At 67.7% G+C, this 12021-nt stretch carries 8 protein-coding genes and 2 tRNA genes; all 10 read left to right on the forward strand.

Going from position 1 to position 12021, the window contains the following annotated elements:
• The first annotated feature begins 2 nt into the window (after window positions 1-2).
• The 10 genes from IR155_RS09730 (at window position 3) to IR155_RS09775 (ending at window position 11732) form a co-directional block, all read left to right on the forward strand.
• A complete protein-coding gene (locus IR155_RS09730; protein ID WP_135114635.1) occupies window positions 3-956 on the forward strand; it encodes a D-2-hydroxyacid dehydrogenase family protein in 954 nt (317 codons plus the stop codon).
• A 462-nt stretch (window positions 957-1418) separates the two neighbouring features.
• Entirely contained in the window at window positions 1419-2561 is a 1143-nt protein-coding gene (gene dnaN, locus IR155_RS09735) for a DNA polymerase III subunit beta (RefSeq protein ID WP_135114636.1), read from the forward strand.
• A gap of 409 nt (window positions 2562-2970) precedes the next feature.
• Window positions 2971-4185: a DNA replication/repair protein RecF gene (gene recF, locus IR155_RS09740; RefSeq protein WP_135114637.1), complete on the forward strand. Its 1215-nt coding sequence runs from the start codon at window positions 2971-2973 to the stop codon at window positions 4183-4185.
• The gene (locus IR155_RS09745; protein WP_135114638.1) at window positions 4182-4670 is read left to right on the forward strand and encodes a DUF721 domain-containing protein; all 489 of its coding nucleotides are present in this window, start codon (window positions 4182-4184) and stop codon (window positions 4668-4670) included. Before recF ends, IR155_RS09745 begins: the two co-directional genes overlap by 4 nt.
• 122 nt (window positions 4671-4792) lie before the next feature.
• Window positions 4793-6847: a DNA topoisomerase (ATP-hydrolyzing) subunit B gene (gyrB, locus tag IR155_RS09750; protein ID WP_135114639.1), complete on the forward strand. Its 2055-nt coding sequence runs from the start codon at window positions 4793-4795 to the stop codon at window positions 6845-6847.
• A 100-nt stretch (window positions 6848-6947) separates the two neighbouring features.
• Window positions 6948-9512 (forward strand): DNA gyrase subunit A, encoded by a 2565-nt coding sequence (gene gyrA, locus IR155_RS09755; RefSeq protein WP_135114640.1) that lies wholly within the window; start codon window positions 6948-6950, stop codon window positions 9510-9512.
• Window positions 9509-9913 (forward strand): DUF3566 domain-containing protein, encoded by a 405-nt coding sequence (locus IR155_RS09760; protein WP_135114641.1) that lies wholly within the window; start codon window positions 9509-9511, stop codon window positions 9911-9913. The genes gyrA and IR155_RS09760 overlap by 4 nt, the downstream gene beginning before the upstream one ends.
• An 83-nt stretch (window positions 9914-9996) precedes the next feature.
• A tRNA-Ile gene (locus tag IR155_RS09765) sits at window positions 9997-10073 on the forward strand.
• A 141-nt stretch (window positions 10074-10214) separates the two neighbouring features.
• Window positions 10215-10287, forward strand: a tRNA-Ala gene (locus IR155_RS09770).
• Between the two features lie 800 nt (window positions 10288-11087).
• Window positions 11088-11732, forward strand: coding sequence for a hypothetical protein (locus IR155_RS09775; RefSeq protein ID WP_135114642.1), 645 nt, complete (start codon window positions 11088-11090; stop codon window positions 11730-11732).
• Window positions 11733-12021 lie beyond the last annotated feature (289 nt).

The raw sequence follows: 12021 nt of genomic DNA on the forward strand, positions 1-12021 counted from the left end.
AGATGCCGACCCTCGTCCTGCTCGACGACTACCAGGGGGTCGCGCTGCAGTTCGCGCCGTGGCACGAGCTCGAGGGCTGGGACATCCGCGCGCTGCGCGAGCCGCATCCGGATGAGGACGCCCTGGTCGCCGCCCTCGCCGAGGCCACGGCGATCGTCGCGATGCGTGAGCGGACGCCGTTCCCGCGCCGGGTGCTCGAGCGCCTGCCGCGCCTCGAACTCCTGATCACGACCGGAGCGGCGAACGCGTCGATCGACGTGGCGGCGGCCGGCGAGCTCGGGATCACCGTCTGCGGGACGCGCGCGTCCGCCTCCGCGGCGCCGGAGCTCTCGTGGGCCCTGCTGATGAGCGCCGTCCGCGACATCCCCGGTCAAGAGCGGGCGCTGCGCGACGGCCGCTGGCAGACGGGCATCGGCGGCGAGCTGTCGGGACGCACGCTCGGCATCGTGGGCCTGGGGAAGATCGGGATCCGGATGGCCGGCTACGCCCGGGCGTTCGGGATGGACGTGCTCGCGTGGAGCGAGAACCTGACCGCCGAACGCGCCGCCGACGCCGGAGCGCAGTACGTGTCGAAGCACGAGCTCTTCTCGCGCGCCGATATCGCCACCCTTCACCTGCGGCTGTCGGAACGCACCCGCGGCATCGTCGAACGCCCCGAGCTGCAGGCCCTCGGCCCGCAGGGCCTGCTCGTCAACACGGCCCGGGCCGGCCTCGTCGACACCGCGGCCCTCGTGACCGCCCTCGAATCCGGGGCACTGGGCGGCGCCGCCCTCGACGTCTTTGACGAGGAGCCCCTGGCGGCCGATCATCCGCTTCTCACCGCGCCGCGCACCCTGCTCACTCCCCACATCGGCTACGTCACCCGTGAGCAGTACGCCGTCTTCTACCGGCACGCCCTTGAGGACATCCGCGCCTGGGCCGCCGGATCGCCCCTCCGCGTCGTGTCCGCCGGCTGAGCCGCGATCGCGCGCATTCCGGATCGGGCGTGAGTTCGCGTCCGCATGTATGCCTCGATCCGCGCTTGACAGGCCCCGCCACGCGGCCCTATAACGACTTCTCCCCATGTGGAAAACTTGTGGATAACTGTTGAGACACGCCACGACGCATGTGAACGACACGCGAACGAGGTGTGGACTCACCGCTCGGCGACGTCTCGACCCCGCCGAGCTCATCCCCGGACCGTCCGCAGCAGATCCACAACTCACAAACGTGTAGTTCCCTACGCGCGACGGGGATCCACAGAGTTATCCACATTTTCCACAGGCGCTACTACCACTACAGATCTCTGGTCTTCTGAGAGACTCCGATGACCGTGACCGGCGAAAGCCGTGGAATCACAGGAATCCCGGCCGGGCACTAGCATGGGAGGCCCACGGGCGGTGAGGTCCGTGATTGTTGTGATTCGAGGGGAAGCACCAGTGAAGTTCCACGTGAACCGCGACGTCTTCAGCGAGGCCGTGTCGTTCGTCGTCAAGCTGCTGCCCCAGCGCAACCCCCAGCCGATCCTGGCCGGCGTGCTGATCGAGGCGACCGAGGACGGCGCGCTCGCGCTGTCGGCCTTCGACTACGAGGCCTCGGCGCGCACGACGATCGAGGCGACGATCGACGAGCCGGGCACGATCCTCGTCCACGGGCGTCTGCTGTCGGACATCGCGAGCCGGCTGCCCAACGCGCCGATCCAGATGACGACCGAGGAAGACGGCAACATCGCCCTCACCTGCGGCTCGGCCCGGTTCGCCCTCGCCTCGATGCCCGTTGAGGAATACCCCGCGATCCCCGAGGTCACCGGTGAGTCGGGTCTCGTCCCGGCCGACGACTTCGCCACGGCGATCGCGCAGGTCGCCTTCGCCGCCTCGCGCGACGACGTCACCCCGGTGCTCACCGGTGTGCAGCTCGAGGTCACCGACCAGCAGCTTAGCCTCGTCGCCACCGACCGCTACCGCGTCGCGCTGCGCGACATCGACTGGGACGGCGGGCAGCAGGAGGCCCACGCGCTCGTCCCCGCCCGCACGCTGCAGGAGGTCGGCAAGACGTTCTCGCACGGCGGCAACATCTCGATCGCCTTCTCCGGATCGGGCGACCGCGAGATCATCGCCTTCACCGCGGGCAACAAGACCGTCACCTCGCTGCTGATCAAGGGCAACTTCCCGCCCGTGCGCCGCCTGTTCCCCGAGCAGACCGACCACTACGCGGTCGTCAGCACCGCCGACCTCACCGAGGCAGTGCGTCGTGTCGCGCTGGTGCTCGACCGCTCGGCGCCGCTGCGCTTCACCTTCACCACGTCGTCGGTGACGATGGACGCCTCGGGTGGCGACCAGGCGCGCGCCTCCGAGTCGGTCGACGCGCACCTCCAGGGCGAGGACGTCACGCTCGGCCTCAACCCGCAGTACCTGCTCGAGTCGCTCGCGGCGGTGAAGAGCGAGTTCGTGCGCATCACGTTCACGTCGAGCGACAACGCCAACAAGCTCAGCCCGGTGCTGATCACCAGCCAGACCTCGGTCGACCAGGCAGGCAAGGACTCCTTCAAGTACCTGCTGCAGCCGAACCTGCTTCTTCGCTGATCTCCCGCTTCGCGGGGTAGTGCATTGAGCGTGCGCGATCTCTCGCCCGACGCTTCGCGCCGGGACTTGTGATCGCGGGCTGCCGCTTCGCTCCATCCGAGGATGGGCGTCACTTCATCGACATGGGGGCGGCCGCTTCGCTCTACGCTCCCTGCGGTCGCAAGGGGTGGCAGTCGCTCGCGAATCAGGTGGGTGTCGGTCGATGGTGGTTGAGTTGAGGTGAAGAACCGGACGAAGGAGGAGTGCAGGCCGTGCGAGCGAAGCGAGCGTGGAGCGGAGCGACTGCCGACCACCTCGAGAACGCGGCGTCCGCCCCCGATGGAGCGGAGCGACAGCGCGCGATCTTGAGTCCCGGCGCTTGCGCCGGGCGAACGATCGCGAACGCCACCATGCTCTACCGAAGAAAATCATGATCGTCGAGCACCTGAGCTTGAAGGACTTCCGCAACTATGCGGAAGCCGAGCTCGCGCTCATCCCGGGACCGAATGTGCTCGTGGGGCGCAACGGTCAGGGCAAGACGAATCTCGCCGAGGCGATCGCCTACCTCGCGACCCTCGGCTCCCACCGGGTGTCGGCCGATGCGCCGCTCGTCCGCGAGGGGTGCGATGCCGCGTTCGTCCGGGCGCGCCTCGCCCACGGCGAGCGGCGGGTGACGCTCGAGCTGCAGCTCAACAAGCAGGGATCGAACAAGGCGCGGATCGGCGGCTCGCCCGTCCGCACGAACGAGCTGCCGCGCTACGCGCAGGTGGTGCTGTTCGCGCCGGAGGATCTGCAGATCGTCCGCGGCGACCCGTCGTCGCGGCGCCGGTTCGCCGACCAGCTGCTGATCCAGCGGACACCGCGGATGTCGGCGGTGCTCGCCGACTACGACCGCACCCTCCGGCAGCGCACGGCGCTGCTCAAGTCGGCCCGCGCCCGCGGCATGAAGTCGGCGCAGCTGCCGACGCTCGACGTGTGGGACGACAAGCTTGTCGCGCTCGGATCAGAGATCATCGACGCCCGCGCCCGCCTCGCTCAGGATCTCGCCGCGCCGGTCTCCGCCGCGTACGCCGCGATCGCCGGCGAGGATCACCGCCCCGAGCTCGAGTGGGCGCTGTCGATTCGCGGGGCGGACCCCGAAGAGGGCGACGACCACCAGGACCCGGCAGCCGGCGCGACCGCCGAGCTGTTCCGCGCGGCCCTGCAGGAGAAGCGCGCCGCGGAGCTTGATCGCGGACTGACGCTCGTCGGCCCGCATCGTGACGACCTCATCCTGCGCGTGCGCGGTCTCCCGGTGAAGGGGTACGCCTCTCACGGCGAGTCGTGGTCCGTCGCGCTCTCGCTGCGCCTCGCCTCGGCCGAGCTGCTGCGGGCCGAGTCACCCGGCGGAGACCCGGTGCTGATCCTCGACGACGTCTTCGCCGAGCTCGACGCCGACCGGCGCGCGCGGCTCGCCGGCGTGGTGGCCGACTACGAGCAGGTGATCGTCACGGCCGCGGTGGCGGGCGACGTCCCCGAGCCCCTGCGCGCGAACGCGGTGCGGATCGAGTCGGGGCGCGTGCTCGGTCCGCTGCGCGAGCATCCGCTGGACGGCTCGTCGCCCGTGGCCGTCTCTCCCGCCGCAGCCGAAGGGGGCGCCGAATGACCGACGACATCCCCGAGACGATCTCGACCTACCTCCGGCTGCGGGGCCTCGAGCCGAGCCGGCGCGCGCAGTGGCGCAATAAGAAGAAGCGTCGCACGGACGACGACGACAACCAGCCGTTCATGAAGGGGCGCGATCCCGGGTCGATCGGCGACGCCCTCGACGGGCTGACCCGCGCGCACGGCTGGGCTCCCCAGCTGGCGCGCGAGGACCTCGTGCGCCAGTGGGAGGACGTCGCCGGCGCCGAGACCGCGCAGCACTCGAGCCCGGTGTCGCTCAACGACGGCACGCTGACCATCCAGTGCGACTCGACGGCATGGGCGAAGAACCTGTCGTACATGCGCGCGCAGATCCTCACGCAGATCGTCACGAGGCACCCCGAGGCGGGGGTGTCGTCGGTGCGCTTCGTCGGGCCGGACGTCCCCACCTGGAAATGGGGCCCCAGATCGATTCCAGGGCGCGGCCCGCGCGATACCTACGGGTGACCCACGTCCCGGGGTATCCGGATCGGATTTCGTGCGTCTGCGGGCCTGTCACGGCCAGTCGGGACTGTCCCGCTTGATAGGATGGCGGTGCACCCGAGTACAGATGTGGAGCGCCCCCGCACATGACGATCGACAACCAGGACGAGCCGAACGCGCCGACGCAACCGCAGGTCCCTGACCGCTCCTCCAAGAAGGTCGGAGGAGAGTACGGCGCAGACGCCATCCAGGTCCTCGAGGGTCTCGAGGCGGTGCGCAAGCGTCCGGGCATGTACATCGGATCCACGGGTCCGCGCGGCCTCCACCACCTCGTGTACGAGATCGTCGACAACTCGGTCGACGAGCACCTCGCCGGCTACTGCGACACCATCGTCGTGACGATCCTCGCCGACGGCGGCCTCCGCTGCGTCGACAACGGCCGCGGCATCCCGGTCGACATGCACAAGACCGAGGGCAAGTCGACGCTCGAGGTCGTGCTGACCGTGCTTCACGCCGGCGGCAAGTTCGGCGGCGGCGGATACGCGGTCTCCGGCGGTCTCCACGGCGTCGGCTCATCCGTCGTGAACGCGCTGTCGACCCGCCTCGACGCGGTGGTCAAGCGCCAGGGAAGCGTGTGGCGGCAGTCGTTCGAGAAGGGCGGTGTGCCGCTTGCCCCCGTCGAGCAGGGTGAGGACACCGACGAGACCGGCACCACCATCACGTTCTGGCCCGACCCGGAGATCTTCGTCGAGGGCGTCGACTTCGACTACGAGACGCTGCGCACCCGCTTCCAGCAGACCGCGTTCCTCAACAAGGGGCTGCGGATCGAGCTCTACGACGAGCGCCCCGACTCGGCCGAGGAGGTGCAGCGCGAGGACGGCTCGACCGAGATGGTCAAGCGCCACAACGTCTTCCACTACGAGCGCGGCCTCGTCGACTATGTCGAGTACCTGAACAAGGTGCGCAAGGCCGAGCACGTGAACGAGGACATCGTCGTGCTCGAGCAGGAGCAGGCGGATGGCCGGATGTCGGTCGAGATCGCGATGCAGTGGACGACGTCCTACAGCGAGAACGTCTTCACCTACGCGAACATGATCAACACGCACGAGGGCGGCACGCACGAGGAAGGGTTCCGCGCGGCGCTGACGACGCTCGTCAACAAGTACGCCCGCGCGAACAACCTGCTCAAGGAGAAGGAGGACAACCTCACGGGCGACGACGTCCGCGAGGGCCTGACCGCCGTCATCTCCGTGAAGCTCTCGGAGCCCCAGTTCGAGGGGCAGACGAAGACCAAGCTCGGCAACACCGAGGCGAAGGCGTTCGTGCAGAAGGTGGTGGGCGACCAGCTCGCCGACTGGTTCGAGCGCAACCCCGCCCAGGCGAAGAACGTCATCCGCAAGGCGATCGACGCGGCCACCGCGCGCCTCGCCGCGCGCAAGGCGCGCGAGACCGCTCGCCGCAAGAGCGTCTTCGAGTCGGCCGCGATGCCCGACAAGCTCAAGGACTGCACGTCGAAGGATCCGTCGATCTCCGAGATCTTCCTCGTCGAGGGCGACTCGGCCGGCGGCTCGGCCGTCGGCGGCCGCGACCCGCACACGCAGGCGATCCTCGCGCTGCGCGGCAAGATCCTGAACGTCGAGCGCGCGCGCATCGACAAGGCGATGGGCAACAAGGAAGTCCAGGCGATGATCCAGGCCTTCGGCACGGGCATCGGGCCGGAGTTCGACATCGAGAAGGCCCGCTACCACAAGATCGTCCTGATGACGGATGCCGACGTCGACGGCCAGCACATCACGACGCTGCTGCTGACCCTGCTCTTCCGCTACATGCGCGGGCTTGTCGAGGCCGGCTTCGTCTACCTCGCGATGCCGCCGCTGTATCGCCTCAAGTGGTCGAACGCCCCGCACGAGTACGTCTACAGCGACCGCGAGCGCGACGCGCTGCTCAAGGAGGGCGCCGCCGCCGGCAAGCGCATCCCCAAGGAGGCGGGAATCCAGCGCTACAAGGGTCTCGGCGAGATGAACGACCACGAGCTGTGGGACACGACGATGAACCCCGAGACCCGCACGCTGCAGCAGGTCACGATCGACGACGCGGCCGCGGCCGATGAGATCTTCTCGGTGCTGATGGGCGAGGACGTCGAGTCGCGTCGCTCCTTCATCCAGCGCAACGCCAAGGACGTCCGCTTCCTCGACATCTAGTCCCCCGCGCTCTACTCCCCACGACCCGGTCCCGGTCGTTGAGCGAGCGAAGCGAGTCGAAACGGTCCAGACCTCCCACGGGTAGAAGACAGAAGAGAACATGACTGACGAAGAACGCCCCGACCTCACCGCCGCGCACAACCACGGCCGGATCGACCAGGTCGACCTGCAGTCGGAGATGCAGCGCAGCTACCTCGACTACGCGATGAGCGTGATCGTCGGGCGCGCGCTGCCCGACGTGCGCGACGGACTGAAGCCGGTGCACCGCCGCGTCGTGTACGCGATGTACGACGGCGGCTACCGTCCCGACAAGAAGTTCTCGAAGTGCGCCCGCGTCGTGGGCGAGGTCATGGGTCAGTACCACCCGCACGGCGACTCGGCGATCTACGACGCCCTCGTGCGCCTCGTGCAGCCGTGGTCGCTGCGCTACCCGCTCGCGCAGGGCCAGGGAAACTTCGGCTCGCCCGGCAACCAGGGCGCCGCGGCCCCCCGGTACACCGAGACGAAGATGGCCGCGCTCGCGCTCGAGATGGTGCGCGACATCGAGCAGGACACCGTCGAGTTCCAGGACAACTACGACGGCGAGACGCAGGAGCCCACGGTCCTTCCTGCCCGCTTCCCGAACCTGCTCGTCAACGGATCGGTCGGCATCGCGGTCGGCATGGCCACGAACATCCCGCCGCACAACCTCCGCGAGGTCGCGGACGGCGCGCTGTTCGCGCTCGCCAACCCCGACCTCCCCCGCGAGGAGCTGCTCGAGGGCCTGATGCAGCGCATCCCCGGCCCCGACTTCCCGACCGGCGCGCAGATCCTCGGCACCAAGGGCATCCACGAGGCGTACCGCACCGGCCGCGGCTCGATCACGATGCGCGCGGTCGTCGAGATCGAGGAGATCCAGGGCCGCACCTGCCTCGTGATCACCGAGCTTCCGTACCAGGTGAACCCCGACAACCTCGCCGTGAAGATCGGCGAGCTCGCCCGCGAGGGCAAGGTCACGGGCATCGCCGACATCCGCGACGAGACCTCGGGCCGCACCGGTCAGCGACTCGTCGTCGTGCTCAAGCGCGACGCGGTCGCGAAGGTCGTGCTCAACAACCTGTACAAGCACACCGAGCTGCAGACCAACTTCGGCGCGAACATGCTCGCCATCGTCGACGGCGTGCCCCGCACCCTGTCGCTCGACGGCTTCATCGGCTACTGGATCGCCCACCAGCTCGAGGTCATCGTGCGCCGGACGAAGTACCGCCTGCGCGAGGCCGAGAAGCGGATGCACATCCTGCGCGGCTACCTCGCGGCGCTCGACGCGCTCGACGAGGTCATCGCGCTGATCCGCCGCTCGCCGACGGTCGACGAGGCGCGCGAGGGCCTGAAGGACCTGCTCTCGATCGACGACATCCAGGCGGATGCCATCCTGTCGATGCAGCTGCGTCGCCTCGCGGCCCTCGAGCGTCAGAAGATCATCGATGAGGCGACCGAGCTCGAGCTGAAGATCGCCGACTTCAAGGCGATCATCGCCGACGAGATGCGCCAGCGCGAGATCGTCCGCACCGAGCTCACCGAGATCGTCGACCGCTTCGGCGACGAGCGGCGCACGCACATCCTCCACGGCTTCGACGGCGACGTGTCCATGGAGGACCTCATCGCCGAAGAGGACATGGTCGTCACCGTCACCCGCGAGGGCTACGTCAAGCGCACGCGCAGCGACAACTACCGCTCGCAGCGCCGCGGCGGCAAGGGCGTGCGTGGCGCGCAGCTGCGCGCCGACGACGTTGTCGAGCACTTCTTCGTCACGACGACGCACCACTGGCTGCTGTTCTTCACGACCAAGGGCCGCGTCTACCGCACGAAGACCTACGAGCTGCCGGAGGCCGGTCGCGACGCAAAGGGGATGCACGTCGCGAACCTTCTCGCGCTGCAGCCGGATGAGCAGATCGCGCAGATCATCGAGCTCAAGAACTACGAGGCGGCCGAGAACCTCGTGCTCGTCACGCGTGCGGGTCTCGTGAAGAAGACGCGTCTCGCCGAATACGACTCGAACCGCCAGGGCGGGATCATCGCGATCAAGCTCCGCGAGGACGACGAGCTCGTCAGCGCGCTGCTGGTCGACTCGTCCGAGGACATCCTGATGATCAGCCGCGGTGGCCAGTCGCTGCGCTTCTCGGCGACCGACGAGGCGCTGCGTCCGCTCGGCCGCTCCACCAGCGGTGTGAAGGGCATGTCCTTCCGCGAGGGCGACAGCCTGCTGACCGCCAACGTCGTCACCGACGAGGGATACGTGTTCGTCGTCACCGAGGGCGGCTTCGCCAAGCGCACCCACGTGAGCGAGTACCGCGTGCAGGGACGCGGCGGCCTGGGCATCAAGGTGGCCAAGCTGTCCGACGAGCGCGGCGGCCTGGCCGGCGGGCTCATCGTCTCGGAGGACGACGAGGTGCTCGTGGTTCTCGCCAAGGGCAAGGTGGTACGCTCGGCCGTTGCCGAGGTCCCCGCCAAGGGCCGCGACACCATGGGCGTGCTCTTTGCGCGTCCGGACAAGGACGACCGCATCCTGGCCATCGCCCGCAACACCGAGCGGAGCGTCGTGGCCCTGGACGACGCCGACGGCGAGCCCGCCGTCGAGGAGGCGTCCGCCGAGACCGCGCCCGAAACCCCCGGAGAGAACGCATGAGCACGGTAGCCGACAAGCTCGCGAAGAAGTCGACTCACAAGACAAACGCCAAGCAGGTGCGACTGCGCCTTGTGTACATCGACTTCTGGTCGGCCGTGAAGCTGTCGTTCCTGGCGGCCGTGGCGCTCGCGATCGTGACGATCGTCGCGTTCTTCCTGATCTACATGGTCGTGCAGACGACGGGCCTCATCGCCCAGGCGGATGAGTTCTTCAAGGGCTTCACGGAGGGCGACATCGCGATCTCCGACTTCATCGGCCTGCCGCAGGTGATGGCCTTCGCGACCGTGGTGGCGATCCTGAATCTGGTGGTCGTCACCGTGCTCGGCGCGGTGGTCGCGGGGATCTACAACCTCGCGGTCAAGATCACCGGCGGCCTGCTCGTCGGCTTCACCTCGAACTGACGCGCGCGGGACTGGCCCGATTCGCGAACGCCGTGCGGATCGGGTAAAGTCTCTGAGGTTGAGGACGCAAGTCCTTCCCTCTTGGGGGTATAGCTCAGGCGGTTAGAGCGCTTCACTGATAATGAAGAGGTCCCAGGTTCAAGTCCTGGTACCCCCACCATCGAGAGCCTTCGCGGAAGCGGAGGCTTTTCTCGTTCCCGGGCGCAGCGCGCGGGTCGGTCGCATCCTGACAACGCGACGAGAACCGGGGTCGCCGGCCCATGTAAACTCTCCCGAGGGTCTTTCGAGATCCACCCCTTCCGGGGCCTTAGCTCAGTTGGTAGAGCGCCTGCTTTGCAAGCAGGATGTCAGGAGTTCGAATCTCCTAGGCTCCACAGTGAATTCCAGATCAGCGACGGTTCCCCGGTACTCACCTCGTGTGAAGAGCGCCGCTGAAAACGAGCGCAAAGCGGGCAGGTATCGCTGGTGGCGCTGCACTCGCGCCCCGGGAGATCGCTGGCTGGTCACCAGCACGGGCAACCGGCTTCGCCCTGGTGCGATGAGCTCACCCTCGAGCGTGGCGGCATGCTAGCTGGCCACGGAAGGTCGGTTAGGTGCGACCTCGAACTCGGAAGAGGTGGCGACGGGGTTGGACTTCCTCGCCGAGGCGGCTACACGAGCCAGAGTGTCGTCCGTCCACAGCCGCGCGGTGGCCCCTATCTGGGTTCCTGGAGAGGGACCGCATGCTCCGGAGCTTTCTTATTGCTTAAGCGGAGGGCGCAGAAACGATTGCAGGTCGGTTGTGCGAGCGGCAGACTGCGAGTATGGAGTACGTCGGTGGGGTACCCACTGACGCGCCGGATCCGCGCGTCGAGTGCGAGGTGCGGCTACGGAGCCTTGCTTTCCCCGTGTTTCAGCTCCGCCCTCAGCCATCGCTGACGCGTGTACGAGTCGCCGGATTCACGGAGAGCAACGAAGAGTGCGCAGCGGAGTTCTCATACCCGTTCTGGGACCGGGACCAGACGTCCTGGCCTGCTTGACCTGCAGAACTGCAGAAGGCAATGACCGTATGCAAGGCAGCCGGCGGTGGCAGGACGCCGATCGGCGTTGAGATCGATAGGAGCGGAAGCTACAAGGTGTACCCCAACCACACGTCGCCGAGGAACGGAGCGCGCTGCTTCTACGGAAGCCAGCGATGAGTGGCTCGCCCACGCTTGAGCAGCTCGTCGATGCGTGGCGTGCTCATCCGCCGAGGCCAGCCGCCGCTGAGGCACTCGTAGACCTGCTGAAGCAGCGATTTCGAGCGTACGAAGTGCCGGCGACTCTCATCCCGCGCTCCGACTACGAGATGGATGATGATGTCGTCGCAGATGATGTCTGGAAGCTGTTCTTCATCACAGACCCCGATACCGTCAACGCCCTCGTTTCGCCAGCCGCTTTCGATCGAGAGAAATGGCCTCCGCCTGCGGAAGAAGGTTGGCCGCCGTCGCTTGTCGAGGACTGGGCGGAAGTGTTCGGAAGCGCCCGGGGCGAGGTGTTGCCCGTCGAGGAGGTTGGCTACCGTCTGTTTACCTCGCTGGTCGGGAAGGGCATGGCGCTGGGGATCGCTCTCGAGTCCCGCGACGGCAGGATCGTGGATGGGTTCAAGGTCTATGGCCCGTCGGATCTGCTTGCCGATGTGCTGATCGGCCACATCAGCTGGGAGAAGTACCGAGCGACCGAGGAGAATCCCTACGGCGTCGCCGTCGGCGATATCGCCGATGAAGACTTCGTCCGGTATCTGAGAATGGCGCACGTCGAAGGTCTACTCCGCCCCGCCGCTGGAAACAGCGCGCGGTAGATAGGAAGCCTCAATGCGACAGCCGCATCGTCACGGTGTGGCCTTTGCTCTGCGTCGCGACCGAGCAGAGCCTCCGGCGCCGGCCGGGGATCAGCCGGCCTGCTCTCAGCGACCGCCGCGAACCTTGGGTGTCGTCGGCGCTCGAAAACTGGACAGTAACGGGGCTCATCGCATTTGAGCGTGTAGCGCTGGTCTGAACCCGCCGGTCTCGAGCAGGGATCTGGTGATGTAGTTGGTGAGGTTGCGGAAGCCGAGTGCGGAGCCGCGCAGGTGCTCGAGACGTCCATTG

It is taken from the genome of Microbacterium paludicola, assembly GCF_015235415.1.
Classification (GTDB): domain Bacteria; phylum Actinomycetota; class Actinomycetes; order Actinomycetales; family Microbacteriaceae; genus Microbacterium; species Microbacterium paludicola.

Excerpts from the sequence above, each read along its gene's own strand:
- IR155_RS09730 (WP_135114635.1), top strand. The coding sequence starts at position 3 with ATGCCGACCCTCGTCCTGCTCGACGACTACCAGGGGGTCGCGCTGCAG.
- recF (WP_135114637.1), top strand. The coding sequence starts at position 2,971 with ATGATCGTCGAGCACCTGAGCTTGAAGGACTTCCGCAACTATGCGGAA.
- IR155_RS09745 (WP_135114638.1), top strand. The coding sequence starts at position 4,182 with ATGACCGACGACATCCCCGAGACGATCTCGACCTACCTCCGGCTGCGG.
- gyrB (WP_135114639.1), top strand. The coding sequence starts at position 4,793 with ATGACGATCGACAACCAGGACGAGCCGAACGCGCCGACGCAACCGCAG.
- gyrA (WP_135114640.1), top strand. The coding sequence starts at position 6,948 with ATGACTGACGAAGAACGCCCCGACCTCACCGCCGCGCACAACCACGGC.
- IR155_RS09760 (WP_135114641.1), top strand. The coding sequence starts at position 9,509 with ATGAGCACGGTAGCCGACAAGCTCGCGAAGAAGTCGACTCACAAGACA.
- IR155_RS09775 (WP_135114642.1), top strand. The coding sequence starts at position 11,088 with ATGAGTGGCTCGCCCACGCTTGAGCAGCTCGTCGATGCGTGGCGTGCT.